Source organism: Burkholderia sp. AW33-5, from assembly GCF_053427615.1.
The window spans coordinates 129,964-155,884 of record NZ_JBSAXA010000010.1 but is presented as its reverse complement, the minus strand read 5'-3'; the positions used below and the strand labels follow the sequence as shown (position 1 = coordinate 155,884).

Sequence of the window (25,921 nt, the reverse complement as noted above, 5' to 3'; positions counted from 1 at the left end):
CGGCTTTATAGCACACGCCGCGGCGACGGCGGCGCGGCGTGCAAAAAGCGGCTCATCATAGTGGGGGGCCGCAACGGCGGCAAGCGCCCGGCGCGGCGGCACGCGCAACGGCGCGGAAAAGGCTGCCGTGCCGGTGCGCGGCTTACGCCTCGACATTCAGGATGTTGCGCAATTTCGGTGCGTGCGGCGCGCCGGGCACGGCGCTCAGGTCGGACAGCATCCGTTCGACGATCACCGCGTGCGGCAGCACCGTGCCGAAAAAGCGCGCGGTGTTCGCGTCCTCGATCAGGATCGTCGGAAAATTCTCGACGTCGAGATCGTCGAGCAGGTCGGCATGGGTTTCGACGTCGATCCATGCGAAGCAGGCGTCGGGATGGGCGTCGGCGAGCTGGTCGAAGGCCGTTCGGTAGTCACGGCAGGTGCCGCACCATTCGGCGCACAGGCAGGCGACCAGCAGCGTGTCGGGATCGGCGAGGCGCTCGGCGATCCGATCGGCATCGGTGTCGAGATTCAGCGCGGGCATGGAATTCCTCGGGGTTGCGTCGGCGGCACGGCCGCCTCTATGCGGGGGACTGTAGCACGCCGGACGCGGGCGGGGTGGGCGTTGCGTCAAGCCGCGCGAAGCGTCCGCCGGGCATGCTCGCAACGCGGCCGGCCAGTTCGAGCCCGAGTAGCGCGCGGTGCAGCGCGTCGTCGGACAGGCCGGTGTGCTCGGCAAGCCACTCGTAAGTAACGGGGCCGTATCCCAGTGCGGCGAGCACGGACTGTTCGGCCGGGTTGTCGGGTGGCATGCCGTCGATCTCGGCGGGTGTGGCGACCGGAATGGCGGAACCTGTTTTCTCGATGTGCTCGCCCGCGCACCGCGCGGCGGTGTCAGTTGTTCCACTGTTATCGGGGCGCGAGCGCGAATTCTCCGCGCGGCCGGCGTGAACAGCCGGTTCGCCCAACCCGTATTCCTCGAGCACGTCGAGCGGGGTCGTGGTGAGCTTCGCGCCGTCGCGGATCAGTGCGTGGCAGCCCTGCGCGAGCGGCGCGTGGATCGAGCCCGGCATCGCGAACACGTCGCGGCCCAGCTCGTTCGCGAGCCGCGCGGTGATCAGCGAGCCGGAGCGCGGCGCGGCTTCGACGACGAGCGCGCCGAGCGCGAGCGCAGCGATCAACCGGTTGCGCTGCGGGAAATGCGCCGCCCGCGCGGGTGTGCCGAGCGGCCATTCGGAAACGATCGCGCCGCGTGCGGCAATTTCGTGCGCAAGGGGGCGGTGCCGAGCCGGGTAGACGAGATCGGCGCCCGTCGCGATCACCGCGACCGTGCCGGCGCGGCCGTCGAGCCCGCCGCGATGTGCGGCGCCGTCGATGCCGAGCGCGAGACCGGAGACGATCACGAGGCCCGCATCGGATAGCGTGTGCGAGAAGCGTGTGGCGTCCGCGAGCCCCTGCGGCGTCGCATGTCGGCTGCCGACCACAGCGAGCCCGCGCGCATGCAGCAAGTCGAGCCTGCCCTTTACATATAGCAGCGGCGGCGGATCGTGCAGGTCGCGCAGCCGCGGCGGATAGGCGGGATCGTTGAGCGTGACGAGCGCGTTGCCCGGTGCGTCGAGCCATGCCAGTGCGGCGTCGGTGCGGGCGTCGAGGTCGTTCCGCTGGCTGGTGCGCACCGCCCGCGCGGCGGCGGCGCTGCTCGCCGCACCGATGGCCTGGTCGGATGCGCGCAGCAGCGCCGTCGGCGAGCCGAATGCATCGAGCAGCGCACGCAGCACGGCGGGCGGGAGTCCCGGTGCATGCGCGAGCTGCAGCCACGCACGCAACGCGGAGGTCGTCAGCGCTTGCGGCGACATGAGGTTCCCCTCGAATGCGACGGCCAGCGAACAGCGTGGCGCCATGATAAAATTTTCATCATCCGAAATACTCGACAGGGCCGCGCGCACGAGCGTCCGGCCAATTGCAGGAGGCAGACCCGCGGCATTGATATGCCGCGCGTCCGCCTCATCTTCATTGCATCCCGGCGGCGGCGCCAGCCGGCCGGATGGCCGATGCGGCGCGCCGCTCCACCGAATACCGAACACCATGGCTTTGCTGAACATTCTTCATTACCCCGACAAGCGGCTGCACAAGGTCGCCAAGCCCGTCGACAAGGTCGACGACCGGATCCGCAAGCTCGTCGCCGACATGGCCGAAACCATGTACGCCGCGCCGGGCATCGGCCTCGCGGCGACGCAGGTCGACGTGCACGAGCGCGTGATCGTGATCGACGTCTCCGAGGAAAAGAACGAGCTGCGCGCGTTCATCAACCCCGAGATCATCTGGTCGAGCGACGTGAAACAGATCTATGAGGAGGGCTGCCTGTCGGTGCCCGGGATCTACGACGAAGTCGAGCGTCCCGACCACGTGCGCGTGCGTGCGCTCAACGAGCAGGGCGAAACCTTCGAGCTCGACTGCGAGGGCCTTCTCGCCGTGTGCGTGCAGCACGAGATGGATCACCTGATGGGTCGCGTGTTCGTCGAATACCTGTCTCCGCTGAAGCAGACCCGTATCAAGACGAAGATGAAGAAACTCGAACGCGCGATGTGACGCGCGTTTGCCCAGCCCGATCCCGAACGCTGTCATGACCCATACGTTGCGCGTGATTTTTGCCGGCACGCCGGAATTCGCCGCGGCCGCACTCGCCGCGATCCACGAGGCCGGTTTCCCGGTGCCGCTCGTGCTCACCCAGCCCGACCGCCCCGCCGGGCGCGGGATGAAACTGCAGGCGAGCGCCGTGAAGCGCTATGCCGTCGAGCACGGGATGCCCGTCGCGCAGCCGACTTCGCTGCGCCGCGCGGGCAAGTACCCGGAGGAAGCGGCCGACGCGATCGAGCTGCTGCGCGCGACACCGCACGACGTGATGGTGGTCGCCGCATACGGCTTGCTGCTGCCGCAGGAAGTGCTCGATATTCCGCGCGCCGGCTGCATCAACATCCACGCGTCGCTGCTGCCGCGCTGGCGCGGCGCCGCGCCGATCCATCGCGCGATCGAGGCCGGTGACGCCGAAACGGGCGTCACGCTGATGCAGATGGACGTCGGCCTCGACACCGGCGCGATGATCGAGGAAGCGCGCCTCACGATCGCGCCCGACGATACGACCGCGTCGCTTCACGACCGGCTGGCCGCCGACGGTGCGCGCCTGATCGTCGACGCGCTCGTGCGGCTCGAGCGCGACGGCGCGCTGCCCGCCACTCCGCAGCCGGTCGACGGCGTGACCTACGCGGAAAAGATCGGCAAGCACGAAGCGGCGCTTGACTGGCGCAAGCCGGCCGACGTGCTCGCGCGCCAGGTGCGCGCGTTCGACCCGTTCCCGGGCGGCGTCGCGATGCTCGACGGCGCGGCAATCAAGCTGTGGGCGGCCGAGCCGGTGGCGGCGCGCGGCGCGCTTGTCGACACGGCGCCTGGCACGATCGTCGAGGCTGCGCCGGAAGGCGTGGTCGTCGCATGCGGCGGTGGTGGCGCGCTGCGCGTCACGCAACTGCAGAAGCCGGGCGGCAAGCGGCTGCCCGCGCGCGAATTCCTGGCCGGCTCGCCGCTCGCTGCGGGCCAGCGCTTCGCGTTGCCCGACGGGCTTTGAGCGTCATTCGACCCGACATGCCGGTCATGCGCAATCGGCCGAATGGCCGAGTCGCGCGGCGCGGCAGGCGCGCGTAGAATTTCCCTGCGCTTTCCGGTTTCGAGGTTCTCATGCTTGGCATCACCCATTTCGGCTTTTTCGTGCTCGCGGTTTTCCTGTTGAACGTCACGCCCGGCCCCGATACGGCGTACATCGTCGGCCGCAGCGTCGCGCAGGGCCGTGGCGCGGGGCTGATGTCCGCGCTCGGCATCTCCGCCGGCTGCTGCGTGCACGCGCTTGCGTGCGCGTTCGGCCTGACCGCGCTGCTCGCGGCGTCGGCCACCGCGTTCACGGTGATCAAGCTGATCGGTGCCGCTTACCTGATCTACCTCGGCGTGCGCATGATCCTCGCGAAGCAGGCCGCCGCGCCGGCAGGCGCCGAGGCGGCGCGGGCCTCGGCGGCGCGGCCGCTGCGACAGCTGTTCATGCAGGGTTTCTGGACCAACGTGCTGAACCCGAAGGTCGTGCTGTTCTTCGTGTCGTTCTTCCCGCAGTTCGTGTCGACCGACAGCCCGCACAAGGCGCTGGCGTTCCTGGCGCTCGGTTCGGTGTTCGTCGCGATGAGCACGGTCTGGACCTGCATCGTCGCGTGGGTCGCGGGCAGCGTCACGCAGCGCTTTTCCGGCAAGCCGGGCGTCAGGAAGTGGCTTGACCGCACGGTGGGCAGCGCCTTCGTCGGCCTCGGGCTGCGGCTCGCGGCGACGCAACGCTGAAATTGAATTTTTCCGGCAAGACCTTATCTAACAAATCACTTACAATTTTCCGCCGTGCATCGTGATGTGCGGCGGGTCCCCTGACGGATAAGGAGTGGGTATGTTCAATTGGGTCAAAACGGCGATGCTGATGGCCGCGATCACGGCCCTGTTCATCGTGATCGGCGGCATGATCGGCGGCTCGCGCGGCATGACGATCGCGCTGCTGTTCGCGCTCGGCATGAATTTCTTCTCGTACTGGTTCTCCGACAAGATGGTGCTGCGCATGTACAACGCGCAGGAAGTCGACGAGAACACGGCGCCGCAGTTCTACCGGATGGTGCGCGAACTCGCCACGCGCGCGAACCTGCCGATGCCGCGCGTCTATCTGATCAACGAGGACGCGCCGAACGCGTTCGCCACGGGTCGCAACCCCGAGCACGCGGCGGTCGCCGCGACGACGGGCATCCTGCGTGTGCTGTCCGAGCGCGAGATGCGCGGCGTGATGGCGCATGAGCTCGCGCACGTGAAGCATCGCGACATCCTGATTTCGACGATCACCGCGACGATGGCGGGCGCGATTTCGGCGCTGGCCAACTTCGCGATGTTCTTCGGCGGTCGCGACGAAAATGGCCGTCCGGCCAACCCGATCGCGGGGATCGCGGTCGCGTTGCTCGCACCGATCGCCGGTGCGCTGATCCAGATGGCCATCTCGCGCGCGCGCGAGTTCGAGGCCGACCGCGGCGGCGCGCAAATCTCCGGCGATCCGCAGTCGCTCGCCACCGCGCTCGACAAGATCCATCGCTATGCGGCCGGCATCCCGTTCCAGGCGGCCGAAGCGCATCCGGCCACCGCGCAGATGATGATCATGAACCCGCTTCACGGCGGTGGTCTTCAGAATCTGTTCTCCACGCACCCGGCGACCGAGGAGCGCATCGCGCGTCTGATGGAGATGGCGCGTACCGGCCGCTTCGACTAAGCCGCGTCGCGCTCGACACGTCACCCCGCATGCCCTGCGCTGCGGGGTGTTTCATTTGTGCGCCCCGTAAAGGGGACGCATGACCTCACGCTACAATGCGCGGTTTGGAATCGCGGCGGCCACGCGGCCGCGGGGTTCCCGCCGCTCGCGGCGCCCGTTTGCCGATTTTGCTCCGATGACACGAACCCGCTCCTCCGCTCAGTCTTCCTCCGGCCGCGCCGCGCGCCTGTCCGCGCTGCATCTCGCGCCCGATTCGCTGGGCTTCGCACTCGACGCGGCCGCGCAGGCCGTCGATGCGGTGCGGCGCGGCACCGCGCTGCCGGCGGCACTGGCCGCGGTGTTCGCGCAGATGCCGGCCGGCGCGCAGGCGCTGGCGCGCGGCGCGACGCAGGACGTCGCGTACCGGACGATGCGTCGTCTCGGCAGTGCGGACTGGCTGATCGGCCGGCTCGTCAGCAAGGCGCCGCCCGCGCATGTGCATGCGGTGCTCGCCGGTGCGCTCGCGCTGCTGCTCGATCCGGAGGAAGCGGCCGCATATCCGGCATTCACGATCGTCGACCAGGCCGTGACCGTGATCGGCTCACGGCGCGAATTTGCGTTCGCGAAGGGGCTGGTCAACGCTGTGCTGCGGCGTTTCCAGCGTGAGCGCGACGCGCTCGTCGCGGCGATGCAGGATGATCCCGTCGCACGCTGGAATTACCGCACCTGGTGGGTCGATGCGGTGAAGCGTGCGTGGCCGGACGCCTGGCAGGCGATTCTTGCGGCCGGCGAGCGCCAGGGGCCGCTGACGCTGCGCGTGAACGCGCGCCGCGCGACCGTCGATGCGTATCTCGACACGCTGCGCGCGAGCGGAATCGACGCGACCGCGATCGGCCGCCATGCGGTGCGGCTCGCGTCGGCGCTGCCGGTCGACCGCATTCCGGGCTTCGCCGACGGCGTCGTGTCGGTGCAGGATGCCGGTGCGCAGCTCGCGGCCGAATGGCTCGGTGCGCGCGACGGCATGCGCGTGCTCGACGCGTGCGCGGCACCGGGCGGCAAGACCGGGCATATCCTCGAACTGGCCGACGCCGAAGTCGTTGCGCTCGAAAGCGACGCGACCCGCGCGGCGCGCATCGGCGAGAACCTCGCACGCCTGTCGCTCACGGCGGACGTGCGCGTCGGCGATGCGGGCGCGCCGGACGCGTGGTACGACGGCCGGCCGTTCGACCGCATCCTCGCCGACGTGCCGTGCTCGGCGTCCGGCATCGTGCGCCGTCATCCCGATATTCGCTGGCTGCGTCGCGAAGCCGACATCGCCGCGCTCGTCGCGGAGCAGCGCCGCATCCTGACGGCGTTGTGGCCGCTCGTGAAGCCGGGCGGCGAACTGCTCTACGTGACCTGTTCGATCTTCCCCGAGGAAGGTGAGTTGCAGGCTCGCTGGTTTGAAGCGGCCTGTGAAGATGCGGTACGATTGGACGCGCCCGGCCAACTGCTGCCGGGCGGCGTGCACGGCGGGGCGGCCGGCGCACTCGACCAGAACACCGATCACGACGGATTTTTCTACGCGCGGTTTCAGAAACGGTGACGATCAAACACCTTTTTCCACTTCGGCTCGCGGGCGTCCTGCTGGTCGCGTTGACGCTGTGCCTGGCTGTCGTTCGGCAGGCGCGCGCTGAGTCGATCGCCGTGCAGCGCGCATCGCTGCAGGCTGACGGAAGCGGCTGGAGCCTCGATGCCCGCTTCGATTTCGAGCTGAATCCGAACCTCGAGGATGCGGTCAACAAGGGCATCCCGCTTTACTTCACGACCGACTTCGAACTGGGCCGCGCGCGCTGGTACTGGTTCGACGAGCAGCCGGTGTCGGTGTCGCAGACGATCCGCCTGTCGTTCCAGCCGCTCACGCGCGAGTACCGCGTGTCGACGGGCGGGCTGCAACTCGGCTTCCCGTCGCTGAAGGACGCGCTCGCGGTCGTCCGGCACATCACGTCGTGGCACGTGATCGACCGCAACCAGGTGCGCGCCGGCGAAACCTACACCGCCTCGGTGCGGATGCAGCTCGATACGGCGCTGATGCCGAAGCCGTTCCAGGTCGACGCGGTGAACAACCGCGACTGGACGCTCGGGTCGGACTGGAAGCGCTTCACTTTCACGGTGACCGAACGTGCTAAATAAAGTGCGCCGCGCGGCCAGCGGGAAGAGCCTCCTCGTTCGCGTGATCGTCTCGACCGTCGCGCTCACGGCGCTGCTGCTGCTCGTGCTGCTCGCGGCCGCGAGCGCGAACACGGAATTCTTCGATCGCTACTACTCGTGGCTGTACGCGATGAACATCATCGTCGCGCTCGTGTTCCTGCTGGTGGTGCTCGGTCTGATCGGGATGATCGTCGTGCGCCTGAGGAAGGGCAAGTTCGGCACGCGGCTGCTCGCGAAGCTCGCGGTGTTCTTCGCGCTCGTCGGCGTGGTGCCGGGCGGGATCATCTACATCGTGTCGTATCAGTTCGTGTCGCGCAGTATCGAGTCGTGGTTCGACGTGAACGTCGAGACCGCGCTGACGGCCGGCCTGAACCTCGGCCGCGGGATGCTCGACGCGTCGCTGTCCGACCTGCAGACGAAGGCGCGGCTGATGTCGGACCAGCTCGCGAGCGTCGATGCGAACACGAACGGCACGACGCTCACGCTCCTGCGCCTGCGCGACCAGTTCGGCGTGCAGGATGCGACGATCGTCGAGCCGAGCCGCGGCGGCTCCGGCGCGGCGCCCGAACTGCACATCGTCGCGCAGGCGTCGGGCAATTTCGCCGCGCTGATTCCGGACGACCTGCCGACGCCGCTGATGCTGAGTCAGGCGCGCGAACACGGCGCGTATGCGGCGATCGAGGGCGAGGTCGACGGCGACCCGCGCGCGCACGGCGCGAAGGGCGCGCTGCGGCTGCGCGTCGTGCGGCCGATTCCCGATGCGACGACGTCGCTGCTGCAACCGGCGGAGCGATTCCTGCAGCTCACGCAGCCGGTGCCGCCCACGCTTGCGCACAACGCCGACGCGGTGCAGCGCGCGTATCGCGAATATCAGGAAAAATCGCTCGGCCGCACCGGGCTGCGCAAGATGTACATCGGCACGCTGACGCTCGCGCTGTTCCTCGCGACCTTCATCGCGATGATGCTCGCGCTCGCGCTCGGCCAGCAGCTCGCGCGGCCGCTGTTCCTGCTCGCGCAGGGCACGAAGGAGGTGACGGAAGGCGACTACACGCCGAAGCGCGAGATCAAGTCGCGCGACGAGCTCGGCTTCCTCACGCAGTCGTTCAATGCGATGACGCGCCAGTTGTCGGAGGCGCGGCAGGCGGTCGAGAAGAACCGCATCGCGCTCGAGCATTCGAAGACGTATCTCGAGAGCATCCTCGCGAACCTGACGGCCGGCGTGTTCGTGCTCGATCGCCAGTTCCGGCTGACGACTGCAAACCGCGGCGCCGAGCGGATCTTCCGGCAGCCGTTCAGCTCGATGATCGGCACGGCGCTCGACCGGATCGGCGTCGTCGCGGAATTCGGTGCGATGGTGCGCAAGGCGTTCGCCGATCGCGAAGCCGCTTCGGACGGCGGCAGCGGCGATCGCGGCCACTGGCAGCAGCAGTTCGCGATCGAGGTGCCGGGCGAAGCCGATCCGCTGACCTTGCTCGTGCGCGGCACGCGACTCGTGTCGACGGTCGAGGGCGAGGCCGACGATCCGCAGACGTCCGGCTACGTCGTCGTGTTCGACGACATCTCCGACGTGATTTCCGCGCAGCGTTCGGTCGCATGGGGCGAGGTCGCGCGACGGCTCGCGCACGAGATCAAGAACCCGCTGACGCCGATCCAGCTGTCGGCCGAGCGGCTGCAGATGAAGCTGTCCGACAAGCTCGCGCCGCCCGATGCGGACGTGCTCAAGCGCGGCGCGACGATGATCGTCAACCAGGTGGCCGCGATGAAGCGGATGGTCGACGACTTCCGCGAATATGCGCGCACGCCGCCGGCGGTGCTCGCGAACCTGCAGCTGAACGAACTGGCGAGCGAGGTGCTCGGGCTGTATGGTGTCGGCGAAGGCAAGAGCGCGATCGTCGCCGAACTCGCACCGTCGCTGCCGGTGATTCGCGGCGACGCGACGCAACTGCGCCAGGTGATTCACAACCTGCTGCAGAACGCGCAGGATTCGGTCGCGGAAGTCGCGCATCCGCGTGTGTTGATCGAAACCAAGACAGTAGAATATGGCGATCCCGACGCCGAGGGCAAAACGCGCGTCGCGGTACGTCTTACCGTGTCCGACAACGGGCCCGGTTTTCCGGCACGCATCCTGACCCGTGCGTTCGAGCCGTACGTGACGACGAAGGCGAAGGGCACGGGGCTCGGGCTGGCCACGGTCAAGAAAATCGTCGACGAGCACGGTGCGCGGATCGATCTGCGCAATCGCATGCACGGCGAGACCGTCGAGGGTGCGCAGGTGTCGATCCTGTTCCTGCAGATGGCGAGCGATACGCCAGGCGCCGAATCCGGCGCGCAGGGCGGGGCGGCTCCCGCCAAGACAAAAGCAAGTGTGCAGACAAAGGCAGCGTAAATGGCAACCATCCTGGTGGTAGATGATGAAATGGGCATCCGGGAATTGCTCTCGGAGATCCTCAGCGATGAAGGACATGTCGTCGAGGCGGCGGAGAACGCGCAAGCCGCGCGGGAATACCGCCTGAATCAGGCGCCCGATCTCGTGCTGCTCGATATCTGGATGCCCGATACCGACGGCGTCACGCTGCTCAAGGAATGGGCGGCGCAGGGCCTGTTGACGATGCCCGTGATCATGATGTCCGGGCACGCGACGATCGACACGGCCGTCGAGGCGACGAAGATCGGCGCGCTCGATTTCCTCGAGAAGCCGATCGCGCTGCAGAAGCTGCTGAAGTCCGTCGAGCACGGTCTCGCGCGCGGCGCGGCACCGGTGTCCGTCAACGCGGCGGCGAAAGCCGGTATCGGGCAAGCATCGGGGCCGGCGGCCGTCGCGTCCGCGGCCGCGCTGCCGACGCTCGGCGACGACATGGTCACGGCGCTCGGCCTCGCGGGCCAGACGGCCGCGATTCCGTTCGACATCCCGTTGCGCGAAGCGCGCGACGCATTCGAGCGCGCGTACTTCGAATATCACCTCGCGCGCGAGAACGGCAGCATGACGCGCGTCGCGGAGAAGACGGGCCTCGAGCGCACGCACCTTTATCGCAAGCTCAAGCAGCTCGGCGTCGAGCTCGGCAAGAAGCCGTCCGAAGGCGCCGCATAAAATATTTCGCGAAAACACTTGCGCAAGTGATGAGGGCTGGATATACTTTCTCTTCTTCGTTGGCCCGGTAGCTCAGTTGGTAGAGCAGCGGATTGAAAATCCGCGTGTCGATGGTTCGATTCCGTCCCAGGCCACCAGCAGTTCCAACCCCAAGAATCGGAAGGTTCTTGGGGTTTTTCGTTTGTGGTGGGTTTGCGCGGCATCGGCGGCGCGCCCGGCAGCATTCGCCGGGGCGTGATAAAATCCGTGCCCGCTCAATGACTTAGCGCATCGCTTCATGCGCACGGCAGGGCAGCCCGCAGGCGCCGCCGTGACGCGCGGCAACGATGCCGCGCGATGGGCGGTATAAGCGCGCCGCCGCGTTCGCGGCCGACCGCGCTGCCTATACTGGTCGAGCCGGCACAGGCCGGCACGCGTCGGGCCGTCCGGCGGCAGTCGGCCCCGGGGCGCAGCGCGACGCGAGCCTACACATTCACGGAGTATCACGGTGATTCGGACAGACGCTAAAGACGGCGCGCTCGTGTTGTTTTCCGGCGGGCAGGACTCGGCCACGTGCGTGGCCTGGGCCCTGGAACGCTATCAGACGGTCGAGACGCTCGGCTTCGATTACGGCCAGCGCCATCGCGTCGAACTCGAATGTCGCGAAGGCGTGCGCGATGCGCTGAAGCACCGGTTTCCCGCATGGGCGGGCCGCCTCGGCGACGATCACATGATCGATCTGTCGGTGCTCGGCGCGATCAGCGATACGGCGATGACGCGCACGATCGAGATCGAGACCGCGGCGAACGGATTGCCGAACACGTTCGTGCCGGGCCGCAACCTGCTGTTCATGACGATCGCGGCTGCGATCGCCTATCGCCGCGGTCTGCGCGTGCTGGTCGGCGGGATGTGCGAGACCGATTTCTCGGGCTACCCGGACTGCCGCGACGACACGATGAAGGCGCTGCAGGTCGCGCTGAACCTCGGGATGGATACGCGCGTCGTGCTCGAAACTCCGCTGATGTGGCTGGACAAGGCGCAGACGTGGCAACTCGCCGAGCAACTCGGCGGCGAGGCACTCGTCGAGCTGATCCGCGTCGAGACGCACACGTGCTACGTGGGCGAGCGCGCGGAGCTGCACGACTGGGGTTTCGGCTGCGGCGAATGCCCGGCCTGCAAGCTGCGCAAGCGCGGCTACGAGGCCTACCTGAAGGGCGAGCGGGTGACCGAAGCACCGCTGTGACGCGGGTGCGGCGGCAGCGCCGGATGAATAACGGATTCTGATCGACAACGAGCGGCGCGAGCCGGACGAAGCACGATGACTTACGCGGTCAAGGAAATTTTCTACACGTTGCAGGGCGAGGGCGCGAACGCGGGCCGTCCGGCCGTGTTCTGCCGGTTCGCCGGCTGCAATCTGTGGTCGGGCCGCGAAGAGGATCGTGCGGACGCCGTGTGCCGTTTCTGCGATACGGACTTCGTCGGCACCGACGGCGAGAACGGCGGCAAGTTCAAGGATGCCGAAGCACTCGTCGCGACGATCGCCGGCCTGTGGCCGGACGGCGAAGCGCATCGCTTCGTCGTCTGCACGGGCGGCGAGCCGATGCTGCAGCTCGACCAGCCGCTCGTCGACGCGCTGCATGCGGCGGGCTTCGAGATCGCGATCGAGACCAACGGCTCGCTGCCCGTGCTCGAGACGATCGACTGGATCTGCGTGAGCCCGAAGGCCGACGCGCCGCTCGTCGTCACGAAGGGCAACGAACTGAAGGTCGTGATCCCGCAGGACAACCAGCGGCTTGCCGACTACGCGAAGCTCGATTTCGAGTATTTTCTCGTACAGCCGATGGACGGCCCGTCGCGCGATCTCAATACGAAGCTCGCGATCGACTGGTGCAAGCGGCATCCGCAGTGGCGGCTGTCGATGCAGACCCACAAATATCTGAACATTCCCTGAGCCACGGCTTTTGACATCGTGCTGATTACCCGAAAACTCGAATTCGACGCGGGCCACCGCATTCCCGATCACCGCAGCCAGTGCCGGAACCTGCACGGCCATCGCTACGTGCTCGAAGTCACGCTGCGCGGCGATCTCGTCGATACCGAGGGGGCGCCCGATCGCGGCATGGTGATGGATTTCGCCGACGTGAAGGCGCTCGCGGTCGAGCACCTCGTCAACAAGTGGGATCACGCGTTCCTGGTCTACGCGCGCGACGAAGTCGTGCGCTCGTTCCTCGAGCAGATGGCCGACCACAAGACCGTCGTGCTCGACCGGATCCCGACCGTCGAGAACCTCGCGGCGATTGCATTCGACATCCTCGCGAACGTGTACGACGCGCACTACGGCGTGAACCTGCGCCTGGAACGCGTGCGTCTGTACGAAACGCCGAACTGCTGGGCCGACGTCGAACGCCAGCCCGGCCGCTGATCCTGCCGTTTCGGCAGCCTCGCCAACCGGCGCGGGCTGCCTGCCACCGCGCCGTGCGGCCTCGTCCGGCGCCGCTCCCCGCCTGTTCCCACATTCCGCGTAACGCCGCGCTATGATCGCTGCGTGGCACCGGAAAAACGCATCCGTGCGCCAGCGCGCGGCCCGCGTTGTCAGATTGGCCGCCCACGGCCGACTGACGTTCCAGGGCCCCGTGTTGCGCCCGCTTCGCTTGTTGCTTGTCCCGTTCGATTGCCGTTCCGTCCCGGAGGCCGTATCGATGAGCACGCTCACCAATTCCCTCAAACAACGTCTGCACGACGGCGACGAGCCGCTGTACGGCCTGTGGCTGTCGCTCGGCTGCGAAACGGCCGCGGAAGCGCTCGCGCACGCCGGCTACGACTGGCTCTGCATCGACATGGAGCATGCGCCGAACGACAGCCGCGACGTCGCGTCGCAACTGCGCGCGCTGGCCGCCGCGCACCTGCCGAGCGAGCCCGTCGTGCGCGTGCCGGGGCGCGAGCCGTGGCTCGTGAAGCGCGCGCTCGACGCCGGCGCGCGCACGCTGATGTTCCCGTGCATCGAGACGCCCGACGAGGCCGCGCACGCAGTGCGGCTCACGCGCTTCCCGTCGCCGGATTCCCCCGACGGGCTGCGCGGCGTGGCCGGCATGGTGCGTGCGGCGGCGTTCGGCATGCGCCGCGATTACCTGCAGACGGCGAACGCGCAGGTCGCGGTGATCGTGCAGATCGAATCGGCGCGCGGTATCGATGAAGTCGAGCGGATCGCCGCGACGCCGGGCGTCGACTGCCTGTTCGTCGGCCCGGCCGATCTGGCGGCGAGCCTCGGGCATCTCGGCGACAGCCGCCACCCGGACGTCGAAACCGCGATGGCGCGTGTGCTCGCGGCCGGCAAGCAGGCCGGCGTCGCGGTCGGCATCTTCGCGAACGATACCGCGACCGCGCGTCAGTATTGCGAGGCCGGCTACCGGATGATCACGCTGTCGGCCGACGTGAGCTGGCTGCTGCGCGCGACGCGCCAGGCGCTGCAGGAGGTGCGGTCATGAACGGCGGCGACGGCGCGAGGCCCGGCCGCGCGCGGCGTACGGCCGGCGTACGCACGCGGATCGGCACGATGCTCGGGCTGTGGGCCGTGTGCGTTGCGGCGGTCGCGCAGAATGCGCCGCACGCGAAGCCGGACCCGGCGCGCGAGACGCAATCCGCGGTGGCCGACTACAACGCCGGCGACTATCGCGCGGCGCTGGTGCAGTTTCACGACGCGGCCGAACGCGGCGACCGGCTCGCGCAGTTCAACTACGCGATGATGCTGCTCACCGGCGTCGGCGTGACCGCGAACGTCGACGAGGGGCTGCGCTGGCTGAAGCGGGCGGCCGACGCGAACATGTCGCATGCGCAGTACGTGTACGGGCGGATGTTCGACGACGGCGAGTTCGTCGCGCGCAATCCGGCCGAAGCGCACCGCTGGTTTCTGCGTGCGGCGAAGCAGGGGCACGTGCAGGCCGAGCTGTCGCTCGCGAACCAGTTTCTCGACGGGCGCGGCACGCCGCGCGACAACCGGCAGGCGTTCGCGTGGTACAAGCAGGCAGCCGACGCGGGCGAGCCGACCGCGCAGTACGTGACCGCATCGTTCTACGAGCGCGGCGGCGACGGCGTCACGCAGAACCTGAACATCGCGCGCGCGTATTACGCGGCCGCGGCCGCGCAGGGCGACGAGACGGCCGGGCTGAAATTCAAGGAGCTGAGCGCGCGCCTGAAGACGCCGGAGCCGGCATCGGGCGCCGGCGCGGACCACGGGAGCCCGCGCGCGACGCCGCAGTGAGCGGGCGGCACGCACCGCATTCGATCTGCCCAAGGAAAAACGGCGCACGAAGCGCCGTTTTCTTTGCCGCAGACTGCTCTGGTGGCGACCGCGTGCCGTGCCGCGGCGTCAGCTCTTCATCAGCCGCCGCTGTCGCCCGACGCTCATGATCATCCCGATCGCGATGCCGAGCGTCGTGAGCGCGGTGCCGCCGTAGCTCATGAACGGCAAAGGCACGCCGACGACGGGCAGCACGCCGCTCACCATCCCGATGTTGACGAAAGCATAGACGAAGAACGCGAGCGTGAGCGAGCCCGCGAGCAGCCGGCCGAACAGCGTCGCCCCCTGCGCGGCGATGTAGAGCCCGCGCGCGATCAGCGCCATGTAGAGCGTCAGCAGCACGAGGCCGCCTGCGAGCCCCCATTCCTCCGAGAACACCGCGAAGATGAAGTCGGTGTGTTTCTCCGGAATGAACTCGAGGTGGGCCTGCGTGCCCTTCAGATAGCCCTTGCCGAGCACGCCGCCCGAGCCGATCGCGATCACGGCCTGGATCGTGTGGAAGCCCTTGCCGAGCGGGTCGGAAGTCGGATCGAGCAGCGTGCACACGCGGTGCTTCTGGTAGTCGTGCATCAGCGGCCACTGCACTTCGGGCTGGCAGATGCGCTCTTCGAACACGGCGATCGAGCCGACCGCGATCACGCCCGCGACGAGCACCGGCACGATCAGCTTGAACGACAGGCCGGCGAGGTAGATCACGAAGAAGCCGGCCGCGAACACGAGCAGGCCCGTGCCGAGGTCGGGCTGCTTGGCGATCAACCCGACCGGCACCATCAGGATCCCGAACGCGGCGACGAAGTCGTACCAGCGCAGCCCGCCTTCGCGGCGCTGGTAATACCACGCGAGCATCAGCGGTGTCGCGATCTTGAGGATTTCCGACGGCTGGATCACGACGCCGACGTTCAGCCAGCGCTTCGCGCCCTTCTTGGTCATCCCGAACAGCGCGACCGCGATCAGCAGCGCGACCCCGAACGAATACAGCGGGACCGCGAAGCGCATCAGCGTCGTCGGCGGAATGTTGGCGATCACCCACATCAGCACGAACGTCAGCAGGATGTTGCGCAATTGGTCCTCGACGCGGCCTGGCATGTCGATCGACGCGCTGTACAGCGTGACGATGCCGACGCACAGCAGCAGGAACACGATGAGGGCGAGCGGGCGGTCGAAGCCCGCGAACATCTGCTTGATCTTGTCGAGCCAGGCGCGCTTGTCGAATTGCATGCCTTTCTCCGTTAATGAGCGGTGCCGGCGTTCGCCGCTTTCGCGGCGGCCAGGGCACGGGAGTTGTCGTCGCGCGGCGCGGTGGCGAGCGGCTGCGCGTCGCTGGCGGGCCGGCGCGGCCGGTGCGGGCGCCGGATCGGCGGCAGGCTCGCGGGCATCGGCGCTGCCGCGCTCGCGACGGCCGGTTGCGCCGCGCTTGCCCCGGCCGCACCCGATGCAGCGGGCGCCGACGCGGCCGATGCCGCATCCGCCGCGCTGGCCGCGGTCGGCACGACGGGCTGCGCAAGCGCCTTGAAGCCGGCCGCGACGGACACGGTCTTCGAGGCATCGCCGATCACCGGTGCGTTGATCGGCTCGGTCGCCGACGCAGCGGCGGCGACGGCGGCCGCCTCGTTCTCCGGTTTCTGGCGATCGACGAGGTAGAAATCGAGCACGCGGCGTGCGATCGGGCCCGCGGCCTGCGCGCCCCAACCGCCGTTCTCGACGACCAGCGCGATGGCGATCTGCGGATGGTCGACCGGCGCGTACGCGATGAACAGCGCGTGGTCGCGCAAGTGCTCGGCGAGCAGGTGGCCCTTGTAGTTCGAGCCCTGCAGCGAGAACACCTGCGCGGTGCCGGTCTTGCCGGCCGCGAGGTACGGCGCGCCGCGGAACACCTTGTACGCGGTGCCGGACGGGTTTTCGATCACGTTCTCCATCCCGCGCTTCACGACGTCGATGTCGGCCTGCTTGAGCGGAATCGTTTCGCTTTCCTTCGGCACGGTCAGATGGCGCCCGCGCGTGATGGGATCTTCGACTTCCTTCACGAGGTGGGGCTTCATCACGACGCCGTTGTTCGCGAGCGTCGCGGTGGCGTGCGCGAGCTGCAGGATCGTGAACGAGTTGTAGCCCTGGCCGATCCCGAGGCTGATCGTCTCGCCGTCGAACCACTTCTGCTGCGCGGCCTTCTTGAACGCTTTCTTCTTCCAGTCGGTCGACGGCAGGATCCCGCGCGCTTCGCCCTGGATGTCGATGCCGGTGATCTGGCCGAAACCGAACGGCTTCATGAAGTTCGCGATCGCGTTCACGCCGAGGTCGCGCGCGAGCATGTAGAAGTAGGTGTCGTTCGACACCATGATCGCCTTGTTCATGTCGACCCAGCCCTGGCCCGAGCGCACGTCGTTGCGGAACGTGTGGCCGCCGAACGTGAAGTAGCCGGGATCCTGGAAGCCCCAGCCCGGCGAGCGCTTGCCGAGCGTCAGGCCGGCCAGCGCCATGAACGGCTTGTACGTCGAGCCGGGCGGGTAGGTGCCGTGCAGCGGGCGGTTCAGAAGCGGCTTGTCGGTGGAGTTGTTCAGCTCGTCCCAGGTCTGCTGGTCGATGCCGTCGACGAACGAGTTCGGGTCGAAGCTCGGCGACGACACGAACGCCAGCACGTCGCCCGACTTCGGCTCGATCGCGACGAGCGCGCCGCGCTTGCCGGCAAACGCCTGCTCGGCGACCTGCTGCAGCCCGATGTCGAGCGACAGCACGAGGTTGTTGCCGGGCGTCGCCTGCGTGCGCGACAGCGTGCGCACGGGCCGGCCACCGGCCGTCACCTCGACTTCCTCGAAGCCGGTGAGGCCATGCAGCTCGGTTTCGTAGCTCTGCTCGACGCCGATCTTGCCGATGTAGTCGGTGCCCTTGTAGTTGTTCGCGTCGCGACGCGGATCGTAGTGTTCCTGGTCGCTGTCGTTGTCGTCGCTGATCGCGTCGATGCGATCCTGATCGCGCTTCGAGATGCGGCCGATGTAGCCGATCACGTGCGCGGCCGTCGTGCCGAGCGGGTATTGGCGGAACAGGCGCGCGCGCACGTCGACGCCGGGGAAGCGGAAGCGCTGCGCGGTGAAGCGCGCGACTTCCGCGTCGGTGAGGCGCGTGCGGATCGGCAGGCTCTCGAAGTTCTTCGAGTCTTCCTGCAGCTTCTTGAAGCGGCGGCGGTCGCGCGCGTCGATCGGGATGATCGCGGACAGCTTGTCGATCGTGTTGTCGAGCGTGTCGTCGAGCTTCGACGGCGTGATCTCGAGCGTGTATGCCGAATAGTTCTTCGCGAGGACCACGCCGTTGCGATCGGTGATGATCCCGCGGTTCGGCACGATCGGCGCGACCGAAATGCGGTTTTCCTCGGCCTGCAGCGCGTATTTGCCGTGCTGCATCAACTGCAGGTAGAAGAAGCGGCTCGCGAGCAGCCCGAAGCAGACGAACACGAACACGCCCGCCGCCGCGACGCGCAGGCGGAACTTCGAGAGCTGCTGTTGGGTGTCGTTGAATTCGGTCATGCGGTTACGATCGGTCTGGCCCGTGCGCGGCGAGCGCGCGCGGGCGAGGCGCCGCCCCGGAGCGCGGCGCGCGGGCGTGGGGGCGGCGGGTATTCAAGGTCGGTCCGGCTCAGATGGGGCGCGTATCGTCCGGATCGACCGGGCGGCGTTGCGGCATCAGCAGCAGGTGGCTCGCGATCGGCCACAGCGCGGCCTCGACGAAGCCGTCCACCAGATAGCGCCAGCCGGGAAACGCGGCGCCCATCACGAGGCGGATCACGAACGGCACCAGCTGCGCGACGACGAGCAGCGGCGTGACGTACAGCACCTGCACGCCGATCGGCATCCACAGCACGCGGCGGTGGATCGTGATCGCGCCGTACGACAGCAGCGTATAGGCAAGCGCGTGCTCGCCGAGCAGCCCCGCGTCATGCACGTCCATCAGGATGCCGAGCGCGAACGCGACGCCCATCCCGACCTTGCGCGGCTGGTGGATGTTCCAGAACAGCAGCACGAGCGCGACGAAATCGGGCACGCCGGGCAGGCGGCCCCACGGCATCAGGTTCAGCAGGAATGCGGCGGCGAGGCTGAAGACGATGAAGTACGGGTTGACCGGCTGCAGGATGTATTGCGGGCGGTTCATCGCTGGGCTCCTGGTTGCCCGGCCGCGGGCTTTGCGGGCGCGACGGCGGGCTTGGCCGGAGCGACGGGTGCCGACGGCACGGGTTTCGCGCCGGGCGCTGCCGCGGCGGCCGCCTTCGCATTCGCGTCGGCCTTTTCGGCCTTGTCGCCCTTCGCGGCGGCCTTGGCGCCCTTCTTGCCCTTCGCGTTCTTCTCGGCGGCCGGATCGGGCTCGGCCGGGCGCGGCGGGACGTCGTTCTGGTAGTGCAGCACGAGCATCTGGCGCGCGCCGCGCACGGCGGCGACCGGCGCGCAGGTCACGCGCGCGAACGCGGTATCGGCGAGCTTGTCGACGCGCACGACCTTCGCGACCGGCAGGCCCGGCGGGTACACGCCGTCGAGGCCGCTCGTGACGAGTTCGTCGCCGGCGACGAGGTCCGAGCTCGTCGGCACGAAGCGCAGGTCGAGCGAGTCGCCCTTCGGCGTGCCGTAGATCACGCTGCGCAGGCCGGTGCGCAGCACCTGCACGGGAATCGCGAGATCGCGGTCGGTGATCAGCGTGACTTCGGCCTGCAGCGGGAACACGCGCGTGATCTGGCCGATCACGCCGTCCTCGCTGACGACCGGCGCGCCGTTCTGGATGCCCTGCTGCGAACCTTGCCCGATCACGATCTTCTGCGTGAACGGGTCGCTGGTGTCGTACTGGATTTCGACGGGCGTCGATTGCGTCGCGATGTGCTGGCGCAGCTCGAGCACCGCGCGCAGGTGCATGTTTTCCTGCGTGAGCACCGCGGCCTGGTTGGCCTGCGTGGACAATTGCAGGTTGCGCTTGCGCAGCGCGTCGTTCTCGTGGCGCAGCGATGAACCCGTGACGGCGATGTCGGCCGCGCCCATGAACAGGTCACGCGGCACGAGCGCCGCGCGCTGCAGCGGGTAAAGCACGGTGCCGAGCACGCCGCGGACGATTTCGAGCGTGCTGAAGCGCGCGTCCGACACGAGGAGCGCGATGGCGAGGGCGACGAAGAAGATGAGCCGCGCGAGCGCGGGCGGACCTTGCTTGAAGAGGGGCGGCGGACTGTATTCCATGGTCGGCGCCGGGCGCGTGTGATCGGTTAAATAATGCTCAGACGCGCAAACGGCGCGGCGGTTCGTTCTGAACGAGCGATCCGGCCACGCCGCGGGTGCGTCATATCAAGCGGGACTGCTTAGGCGATCACTCGTACGAGAAGATGCTGCCCAGCTTGTCCATGCGCTCGAGCGCCATGCCCGAACCACGTACGACGCAGGTGAGCGGATCTTCGGCGACGAGCACCGGCAGGCCGGTTTCTTCCGCGAGCAGGCGATCGAGGTCGCGCAGCAGCGCGCCGCCGCCCGTCAGCATCATCCCGCGCTCGGCGATGTCGGCGCCGAGCTCCGGCGGCGTCTGCTCGAGGGCGATCTTCACCGACGACACGATCTGGTTCAGCGGATCGGTCAGCGCTTCGAGGATTTCGTTGCTGGAGATCGTGAAGCTGCGCGGAATGCCTTCCGACAGGTTGCGGCCCTTCACTTCCATTTCCTTGACTTCGGAGCCCGGGAACGCGGAGCCGATTTCCTTCTTGATCGCCTCGGCGGTCTGTTCGCCGATCAGCATCCCGTAGTTGCGGCGGATGTAATTGACGATCGCCTCGTCGAACTTGTCGCCGCCGACGCGCACCGAGCCTTTATAGACGATGCCGCCGAGCGAGATCACGCCGACTTCCGTCGTGCCGCCGCCGATGTCGACGACCATCGAGCCCGTGGCTTCCGACACCGGCAGGCCCGCGCCGATCGCGGCCGCCATCGGCTCCTCGATCAGGTAGACCTGCGACGCGCCGGCGCCATGCGCCGCTTCCTTGATCGCGCGACGCTCGACCTGGGTCGAGCCGCACGGCACGCAGATGATGATGCGCGGCGACGGCGAGAACATGCGCGACTCGTGCGCCGTCTTGATGAACTGCTTGATCATCTGCTCGGTGACGGTGAAGTCGGCGATCACGCCGTCCTTCATCGGGCGGATCGCCTCGATGTTGCCCGGCACCTTGCCGAGCATCTGCTTGGCTTCCTTGCCGACCGCCTGGATCGTCTTCTTGCCGTTGGGGCCGCCTTCCTGACGAATCGACACGACGGACGGCTCATCGAGCACGATGCCCTTGCCGCGCATGTAGATCAGGGTGTTTGCGGTGCCGAGGTCGATCGCCAGATCGTTGGAGAAGTAGCTGCGCAAAAAACCGAACATTCAGAATCCTGTTTCGCTCTGGGCCGGCCCTGCATAGCGAACGCTGAGGGCGGCAGCGGAAAAAATAACAGCCTCGGGAAGCGTGGCGGAAGCGGCCGCCGCGGCGCACGAAGCTGCGAGTGATGTCTACCGGGGATCGCACGAAGCACGCACGGCTTGCCGAAGCGGGGCGAAACGGTGCGGGAAAAGGCTGCCGGGTTTGGGTCGAACGCGTAATGATACCTTATAATTTCACGGTATTTGAATCGAAACGGACGGTATTTTTGCCGCTTCGGCCCCGATTTTTGAGGGTGGGATCGCACCCTCCAACCCCCCGCCGCAGCGCGGTTTTCGATGCGCTGCGCAGCCTTGTTTTTCCGGTGATCGCATGGCCCTGACCCTGACCGATGTGAAACGCATCGCGCACCTGGCGCGACTCGAAATGGCCGACGCCGACGCCGAGCATACGCTCGGCCAGCTCAATGAATTCTTCGGCCTCGTCGAGCAGATGCAGGCGGTCGACACCGCCGGCATCGCGCCGCTCGCCCACCCGATCGAACAGATCCAGGAAGTCGCGCAGCGCCTGCGCGACGACGCCGTGACGGAAGTCGTCAATCGCGACGACAACCAGCGTCCGGCGCCGGCCGTCCAGGACGGCCTCTATCTCGTGCCGAAGGTGATCGAGTAAGCATTCGATGACAAGCGCGCCGCCTTCGCGCCGCGCGCCACCCAGAATTCCCAGGAAAACCACTCAATGCACGCAAAAAGCCTGACCGAACTGCGCGCCGCGCTCGCCGCCAAGGAATGCTCGGCCGTCGAGCTCGCGCAGCTCTACCTGAAACGGATCGACGCGGCACGCGACCTGAACGCGTTCGTCCATGTCGACGCCGACCTCACCCTCGCGCAGGCGAAGGCCGCCGACGCCGAACTCGCGCGCGGCGCGGGCGGCGCGCTGACCGGCCTGCCGATCGCGCACAAGGACGTGTTCGTCACGCGCGGCTGGCGCTCGACCGCCGGCTCGAAGATGCTCGCGAACTACGAGAGCCCGTTCGACGCGACCGTCGTCGCCCGCCTGCAGGCGGCCGGCATGGTCACGCTCGGCAAGACCAACATGGACGAGTTCGCGATGGGCTCGTCCAACGAGAATTCGGCGTTCGGCGCCGTGAAGAACCCGTGGGACACGAACGCCGTGCCGGGCGGCAGCTCGGGCGGCAGCTCGGCGGCCGTCGCCGCGCGTCTCGCGCCGGCCGCGACCGGCACCGACACCGGCGGCTCGATCCGCCAGCCCGCGTCGTTCGCGGGCGTGACGGGCATCAAGCCGACCTACGGCCGCGTGTCGCGCTACGGGATGATCGCGTTCGCGTCGTCGCTCGACCAGGGCGGCCCGATGGCGCAAAGCGCGTCCGACTGCGCGCTGCTCCTGAACGCGATGGCCGGCTTCGACGAGCGCGACTCGACGAGCCTCGAGCGCGACGACGAAGATTTCACGCGCCACATCGGCCAGCCGTGGGCGCCGGGCAACGATGCGGGCAAGCCGCTCGCGGGCCTGCGCATCGGCCTGCCGAACGAATATTTCGGCGACGGCCTCGCCGACGACGTGCGCGCGTCGATCGACGCGGCGCTCAAGCAATACGAGGCGCTCGGCGCGACGCTCGTGCCGGTATCGCTGCCGAAGACGGAACTGTCGATCCCCGTGTATTACGTGATCGCGCCGGCCGAGGCGTCGTCGAACCTGTCGCGTTTCGACGGCGTGCGCTTCGGCCACCGCGCCGCGCAGTACGGCGACCTGCTCGACATGTACAAGAAGTCGCGCGCCGAAGGCTTCGGCCCCGAGGTGAAGCGCCGTATTCTCGTCGGCACCTACGTGCTGTCGCACGGCTACTACGACGCGTACTACCTGCAGGCGCAGAAAATCCGCCGCATCATCGCGAACGATTTCCAGGAAGCGTTCAAGTCCTGCGACGTGATCATGGGCCCGGCGTCGCCGACGGTCGCATGGGATCTCGGCGCGAAGGGCGACGATCCGGTGCAGATGTATCTCGCGGATATCTACACGCTTTCGGTGAGCCTCGCAGGCCTCCCCGGCATGAGCGTGCCGTGCGGCTTCGGCGCCGGCGCGAACGCGAAGCGCCCGGTCGGTCTGCAGATCATCGGCAACTATTTCAACGAAGCCCGGATGCTGCAGGTCGCCGACGCGTTCCAGCGCGCGACCGACTGGCACAAGCAAGTTCCGGCGGGGGTGTAAGCATATGACTCAATGGGAAGTCGTCATCGGTCTCGAGACGCACGCGCAACTGTCGACCGTCTCGAAGATTTTCTCCGGCGCGTCGACGCAGTTCGGCGCCGAGCCGAACACGCAGGCCTGCCCGGTCGACCTGGCGCTGCCGGGCGTGCTGCCGGTGCTGAACCGCGGCGCGGTCGAACGCGCGATCCGCTTCGGCCTCGCGATCGGTTCGACCATCGCGCCGCGCAGCATCTTCGCGCGCAAGAATTATTTCTACCCCGATCTGCCGAAGGGCTATCAGATCAGCCAGTACGAGATTCCGGTCGTGCAGGGCGGCCAGATCACGATCCAGGTGCCCGCCAACGAAAAGGCCGGCAAGGAAGCGTACGAGAAGACGGTCAACCTGACCCGCGCGCACCTCGAGGAAGACGCGGGCAAGTCGCTGCATGAAGACTTCGCCGGGATGACGGGGATCGACCTGAACCGCGCGGGCACGCCGCTGCTCGAGATCGTCACCGAGCCGGAAATGCGCAGCGCAGCCGAGGCCGTGGCCTACGCGAAGGCGCTGCACGCGCTCGTCGTGTGGCTCGGCATCTGCGACGGCAACATGCAGGAAGGCTCGTTCCGCTGCGACGCGAACGTGTCGGTGCGGCCGGTCGGCCAGGAGAAGTTCGGCACGCGCGCCGAGATCAAGAACCTGAACTCGTTCCGGTTCCTCGAGGAAGCGATCAACTACGAAGTGCGCCGCCAGATCGAGCTGATCGAGGACGGCGGCGAGGTCGTGCAGGAAACGCGCCTCTACGATCCGGACAAGCGCGAGACGCGTTCGATGCGCAGCAAGGAAGACGCGCACGACTACCGCTACTTCCCCGACCCCGACCTGATGCCGCTCGTGATCGGCCGCGACTGGGTCGAGCGCGTGCAGGCCGGGATGCCCGAGCTGCCGGCCGCGATGCAGCAGCGTTTCGTCGAGCAGTACGGCGTGTCCGCGTACGACGCGGGCGTGCTGACGTCGAGCAAGGCGATGGCCGCGTACTTCGAGGCCGTGGTCGCGAAGGCCGGCGCGGCGAACGCGAAGATCGCCGCGAACTGGCTGATGGGCGACGTGTCGTCGCAGCTGAACCGCGACGGCATCGAGATCGACGCGATTCCCGTCTCGGCCGCGCAACTCGCGCTGGTGCTGCAGCGCATCGCCGACGGCACGATCTCGAACAAGATCGCGAAGGAAATCTTCGCGACGATCTGGGACGAGAAGGCGACCGACGAAGGCGCGGCCGACCGCATCATCGACGCGAAGGGCCTGAAGCAGATCTCCGACACCGGCGCGCTGGAAGCGATCATCGACGAGGTGCTGGCGGCGAACGCGAAGTCGGTCGAGGAGTTCCGCGCCGGCAAGGAAAAGGCGTTCAACGCGCTGATCGGCCAGGCGATGAAGGCGACCAAGGGCAAGGCCAATCCGCAGCAGGTCAACGAGTTGCTGAAGAAGAAGCTCGGCTGAGCATGGCCGCGCGCCTGAACCGCGCCTGACGACGGGCCGCCGCCGAAACTGTTCGGGGCGGCCCGTCGTTTTGGTGCATGCGTTATCGTGTGGGCGTGTGCATCGCACCGTCCAACGGAGGAACGAATGGCGAAACAACCGTCGCTCGACGATTTCCGCGTGCCGTACAGCACGCGCGAGAAGGAAGCCGCCGCATTCACGCTCGATGCGTTCGATCCGGCCGCGAAGCCGTTCTCGTCGGGGTCGAAGGATGCCGACCGCGAACGGCTGTCGGCCGTGTCGACCGAGCTTGACGTACAGCAGGAGCGCCTGCACACGCAGCAGAAGAAGCGTGTGCTGCTCGTGCTGCAGGGGATGGATACCAGCGGCAAGGACGGCACCGTGCGCGCGGTGTTCCGCGAGGTCGACCCGCTCGGCCTGCGCGTCGTGTCGTTCAAGGCGCCGACGCCGATCGAGGCCGTGCACGACTTCCTGTGGCGCGTGCATCTGCAGGCGCCGGCCGCGGGCGAGCTCGCGATCTTCAATCGCAGCCACTACGAAGACGTGCTCGTGCCGCGCGTGCTCGACGCGATCGACAGCAAGGAATGCGAGCGCCGCTACCGGCAGATTCGCGATTTCGAGACGATGCTGTTCGAGAACGGCACGACGATCATCAAGTGCTTCCTGCACATCTCGAAGGACGAGCAGCGCGAGCGGTTGCAGGCGCGCATCGACGATCCGACCAAGCACTGGAAGTTCGACATCGCCGATCTCGACGCGCGCAAGCACTGGGACGCGTACCAGTCGGCGTACCGCGACGCGCTCGCCGCGACGTCGGCCGAGCATGCGCCGTGGTACGTGATCCCGGCGAACTCGAAGACGCATCGCAACGTGATGATCGCCGAGCTGCTGCTGCGCACGATGACCGACATGAAGCTCGAATTCCCGCCGCCGAAGCCGGAGCTCGAGGGCGTGAAGATCCGCTAGGCTGCGATCCTGTAACAACATCGAACTGAACTGAACAACGG

Annotated in this window: 24 protein-coding genes and 1 tRNA gene; 18 read left to right on the top strand and 7 right to left on the bottom strand. The window is 67.7% G+C overall.

The genetic code is table 11. From position 1 onward, the window contains the following. Positions 1-142 precede the first annotated feature (142 nt). Together ACV22V_RS18135 and dprA are read right to left on the bottom strand one after the other, a co-directional pair. Positions 143-523, bottom strand: coding sequence for a thioredoxin family protein (locus ACV22V_RS18135; RefSeq protein ID WP_448014918.1), 381 nt, complete (start codon positions 521-523; stop codon positions 143-145). A gap of 37 nt (positions 524-560) precedes the next feature. Further along, positions 561-1,880 (bottom strand): DNA-processing protein DprA, encoded by a 1,320-nt coding sequence (gene dprA / locus ACV22V_RS18130; RefSeq protein ID WP_448014916.1) that lies wholly within the window; start codon positions 1,878-1,880, stop codon positions 561-563. A gap of 184 nt (positions 1,881-2,064) precedes the next feature. Here dprA and def point away from each other — a divergent pair, with 184 nt between their 5' ends. The 14 genes from def (at position 2,065) to ACV22V_RS18060 (ending at position 14,802) form a co-directional block, all read left to right on the top strand. Then, positions 2,065-2,568 carry a peptide deformylase gene (gene def, locus ACV22V_RS18125; protein ID WP_059607517.1) on the top strand — a complete coding sequence of 168 codons (504 nt, stop codon included), beginning with the start codon at positions 2,065-2,067 and terminating at the stop codon, positions 2,566-2,568. Between the two features lie 34 nt (positions 2,569-2,602). Further along, positions 2,603-3,598 carry a methionyl-tRNA formyltransferase gene (fmt, locus tag ACV22V_RS18120; RefSeq protein ID WP_448014914.1) on the top strand — a complete coding sequence of 332 codons (996 nt, stop codon included), beginning with the start codon at positions 2,603-2,605 and terminating at the stop codon, positions 3,596-3,598. 110 nt (positions 3,599-3,708) lie between these two features. Continuing rightward, the gene (locus ACV22V_RS18115) at positions 3,709-4,350 is read left to right on the top strand and encodes a LysE family translocator (RefSeq protein WP_448014913.1); all 642 of its coding nucleotides are present in this window, start codon (positions 3,709-3,711) and stop codon (positions 4,348-4,350) included. A gap of 100 nt (positions 4,351-4,450) precedes the next feature. Beyond that, a complete protein-coding gene (htpX, locus tag ACV22V_RS18110) occupies positions 4,451-5,308 on the top strand; it encodes a zinc metalloprotease HtpX (protein ID WP_006485774.1) in 858 nt (285 codons plus the stop codon). A gap of 175 nt (positions 5,309-5,483) precedes the next feature. Then, on the top strand, positions 5,484-6,872 hold the full coding sequence (gene rsmB, locus ACV22V_RS18105) for a 16S rRNA (cytosine(967)-C(5))-methyltransferase RsmB (protein WP_448014911.1): 1,389 nt from the start codon (positions 5,484-5,486) through the stop codon (positions 6,870-6,872). Next, positions 6,869-7,459 carry a DUF4390 domain-containing protein gene (locus ACV22V_RS18100; protein ID WP_448014909.1) on the top strand — a complete coding sequence of 197 codons (591 nt, stop codon included), beginning with the start codon at positions 6,869-6,871 and terminating at the stop codon, positions 7,457-7,459. The genes rsmB and ACV22V_RS18100 overlap by 4 nt, the downstream gene beginning before the upstream one ends. Then, positions 7,449-9,863 carry a sensor histidine kinase EsaS gene (gene esaS, locus ACV22V_RS18095; RefSeq protein WP_448014907.1) on the top strand — a complete coding sequence of 805 codons (2,415 nt, stop codon included), beginning with the start codon at positions 7,449-7,451 and terminating at the stop codon, positions 9,861-9,863. Before ACV22V_RS18100 ends, esaS begins: the two co-directional genes overlap by 11 nt. Then, positions 9,864-10,565, top strand: a complete 702-nt coding sequence (gene esaR, locus ACV22V_RS18090; RefSeq protein WP_059534925.1) for a response regulator transcription factor EsaR — start codon at positions 9,864-9,866, stop codon at positions 10,563-10,565. Between the two features lie 61 nt (positions 10,566-10,626). Continuing rightward, positions 10,627-10,702, top strand: a tRNA-Phe gene (locus ACV22V_RS18085). Between the two features lie 350 nt (positions 10,703-11,052). Next, positions 11,053-11,787 carry a 7-cyano-7-deazaguanine synthase QueC gene (queC, locus tag ACV22V_RS18080; RefSeq protein WP_059534927.1) on the top strand — a complete coding sequence of 245 codons (735 nt, stop codon included), beginning with the start codon at positions 11,053-11,055 and terminating at the stop codon, positions 11,785-11,787. Positions 11,788-11,862: 75 nt separating this feature from the next. Further along, the gene (gene queE, locus ACV22V_RS18075; RefSeq protein WP_059468636.1) at positions 11,863-12,495 is read left to right on the top strand and encodes a 7-carboxy-7-deazaguanine synthase; all 633 of its coding nucleotides are present in this window, start codon (positions 11,863-11,865) and stop codon (positions 12,493-12,495) included. Between the two features lie 18 nt (positions 12,496-12,513). After that, positions 12,514-12,966: a 6-carboxytetrahydropterin synthase QueD gene (queD, locus tag ACV22V_RS18070; protein ID WP_044847357.1), complete on the top strand. Its 453-nt coding sequence runs from the start codon at positions 12,514-12,516 to the stop codon at positions 12,964-12,966. 277 nt (positions 12,967-13,243) lie between these two features. Beyond that, entirely contained in the window at positions 13,244-14,029 is a 786-nt protein-coding gene (locus ACV22V_RS18065) for an HpcH/HpaI aldolase family protein (RefSeq protein WP_448014905.1), read from the top strand. Continuing rightward, the gene (locus ACV22V_RS18060; RefSeq protein WP_448014903.1) at positions 14,026-14,802 is read left to right on the top strand and encodes a tetratricopeptide repeat protein; all 777 of its coding nucleotides are present in this window, start codon (positions 14,026-14,028) and stop codon (positions 14,800-14,802) included. The genes ACV22V_RS18065 and ACV22V_RS18060 overlap by 4 nt, the downstream gene beginning before the upstream one ends. Before the next feature lie 108 nt (positions 14,803-14,910). Here ACV22V_RS18060 and rodA read toward each other — a convergent pair whose 3' ends face one another. From rodA to ACV22V_RS18035, 5 genes are all read right to left on the bottom strand, one after another. Then, a complete protein-coding gene (gene rodA / locus ACV22V_RS18055; protein WP_059819957.1) occupies positions 14,911-16,059 on the bottom strand; it encodes a rod shape-determining protein RodA in 1,149 nt (382 codons plus the stop codon). A gap of 11 nt (positions 16,060-16,070) precedes the next feature. Next, a complete protein-coding gene (gene mrdA, locus ACV22V_RS18050; RefSeq protein WP_448014901.1) occupies positions 16,071-18,356 on the bottom strand; it encodes a penicillin-binding protein 2 in 2,286 nt (761 codons plus the stop codon). A gap of 109 nt (positions 18,357-18,465) precedes the next feature. Next, entirely contained in the window at positions 18,466-18,978 is a 513-nt protein-coding gene (gene mreD, locus ACV22V_RS18045; RefSeq protein WP_009687274.1) for a rod shape-determining protein MreD, read from the bottom strand. Then, positions 18,975-20,042, bottom strand: a complete 1,068-nt coding sequence (gene mreC / locus ACV22V_RS18040; RefSeq protein ID WP_448014900.1) for a rod shape-determining protein MreC — start codon at positions 20,040-20,042, stop codon at positions 18,975-18,977. Before mreC ends, mreD begins: the two co-directional genes overlap by 4 nt. 127 nt (positions 20,043-20,169) lie before the next feature. Next, entirely contained in the window at positions 20,170-21,213 is a 1,044-nt protein-coding gene (locus ACV22V_RS18035; RefSeq protein ID WP_004189550.1) for a rod shape-determining protein, read from the bottom strand. A gap of 367 nt (positions 21,214-21,580) precedes the next feature. Between ACV22V_RS18035 and gatC the strand changes: the two genes are divergently transcribed. The 4 genes from gatC to ACV22V_RS18015 all read left to right on the top strand — a co-directional run bounded on the left by gatC (position 21,581) and on the right by ACV22V_RS18015 (position 25,880). Then, positions 21,581-21,880: an Asp-tRNA(Asn)/Glu-tRNA(Gln) amidotransferase subunit GatC gene (gene gatC / locus ACV22V_RS18030; RefSeq protein ID WP_006407213.1), complete on the top strand. Its 300-nt coding sequence runs from the start codon at positions 21,581-21,583 to the stop codon at positions 21,878-21,880. Between the two features lie 66 nt (positions 21,881-21,946). Then, the gene (gatA, locus tag ACV22V_RS18025; RefSeq protein WP_059691924.1) at positions 21,947-23,437 is read left to right on the top strand and encodes an Asp-tRNA(Asn)/Glu-tRNA(Gln) amidotransferase subunit GatA; all 1,491 of its coding nucleotides are present in this window, start codon (positions 21,947-21,949) and stop codon (positions 23,435-23,437) included. A 4-nt stretch (positions 23,438-23,441) separates the two neighbouring features. Beyond that, complete coding sequence (gatB, locus tag ACV22V_RS18020) at positions 23,442-24,914, top strand: Asp-tRNA(Asn)/Glu-tRNA(Gln) amidotransferase subunit GatB (protein WP_059534941.1); 1,473 nt, start codon at positions 23,442-23,444, stop codon at positions 24,912-24,914. Positions 24,915-25,040: 126 nt separating this feature from the next. Further along, positions 25,041-25,880 (top strand): polyphosphate kinase 2 family protein, encoded by an 840-nt coding sequence (locus tag ACV22V_RS18015; protein ID WP_059534943.1) that lies wholly within the window; start codon positions 25,041-25,043, stop codon positions 25,878-25,880. The last annotated feature ends 41 nt before the right edge of the window (positions 25,881-25,921 follow it).

Excerpts from the sequence above, each read along its gene's own strand:
- ACV22V_RS18135 (WP_448014918.1), bottom strand. The coding sequence starts at position 523 with ATGCCCGCGCTGAATCTCGACACCGATGCCGATCGGATCGCCGAGCGC.
- dprA (WP_448014916.1), bottom strand. The coding sequence starts at position 1,880 with ATGGCGCCACGCTGTTCGCTGGCCGTCGCATTCGAGGGGAACCTCATG.
- def (WP_059607517.1), top strand. The coding sequence starts at position 2,065 with ATGGCTTTGCTGAACATTCTTCATTACCCCGACAAGCGGCTGCACAAG.
- fmt (WP_448014914.1), top strand. The coding sequence starts at position 2,603 with ATGACCCATACGTTGCGCGTGATTTTTGCCGGCACGCCGGAATTCGCC.
- ACV22V_RS18115 (WP_448014913.1), top strand. The coding sequence starts at position 3,709 with ATGCTTGGCATCACCCATTTCGGCTTTTTCGTGCTCGCGGTTTTCCTG.
- htpX (WP_006485774.1), top strand. The coding sequence starts at position 4,451 with ATGTTCAATTGGGTCAAAACGGCGATGCTGATGGCCGCGATCACGGCC.
- rsmB (WP_448014911.1), top strand. The coding sequence starts at position 5,484 with ATGACACGAACCCGCTCCTCCGCTCAGTCTTCCTCCGGCCGCGCCGCG.
- esaR (WP_059534925.1), top strand. The coding sequence starts at position 9,864 with ATGGCAACCATCCTGGTGGTAGATGATGAAATGGGCATCCGGGAATTG.
- queE (WP_059468636.1), top strand. The coding sequence starts at position 11,863 with ATGACTTACGCGGTCAAGGAAATTTTCTACACGTTGCAGGGCGAGGGC.
- ACV22V_RS18065 (WP_448014905.1), top strand. The coding sequence starts at position 13,244 with ATGAGCACGCTCACCAATTCCCTCAAACAACGTCTGCACGACGGCGAC.
- ACV22V_RS18060 (WP_448014903.1), top strand. The coding sequence starts at position 14,026 with ATGAACGGCGGCGACGGCGCGAGGCCCGGCCGCGCGCGGCGTACGGCC.
- rodA (WP_059819957.1), bottom strand. The coding sequence starts at position 16,059 with ATGCAATTCGACAAGCGCGCCTGGCTCGACAAGATCAAGCAGATGTTC.
- mrdA (WP_448014901.1), bottom strand. The coding sequence starts at position 18,356 with ATGACCGAATTCAACGACACCCAACAGCAGCTCTCGAAGTTCCGCCTG.
- mreD (WP_009687274.1), bottom strand. The coding sequence starts at position 18,978 with ATGAACCGCCCGCAATACATCCTGCAGCCGGTCAACCCGTACTTCATC.
- mreC (WP_448014900.1), bottom strand. The coding sequence starts at position 20,042 with ATGGAATACAGTCCGCCGCCCCTCTTCAAGCAAGGTCCGCCCGCGCTC.
- ACV22V_RS18035 (WP_004189550.1), bottom strand. The coding sequence starts at position 21,213 with ATGTTCGGTTTTTTGCGCAGCTACTTCTCCAACGATCTGGCGATCGAC.
- gatC (WP_006407213.1), top strand. The coding sequence starts at position 21,581 with ATGGCCCTGACCCTGACCGATGTGAAACGCATCGCGCACCTGGCGCGA.
- gatA (WP_059691924.1), top strand. The coding sequence starts at position 21,947 with ATGCACGCAAAAAGCCTGACCGAACTGCGCGCCGCGCTCGCCGCCAAG.
- gatB (WP_059534941.1), top strand. The coding sequence starts at position 23,442 with ATGACTCAATGGGAAGTCGTCATCGGTCTCGAGACGCACGCGCAACTG.
- ACV22V_RS18015 (WP_059534943.1), top strand. The coding sequence starts at position 25,041 with ATGGCGAAACAACCGTCGCTCGACGATTTCCGCGTGCCGTACAGCACG.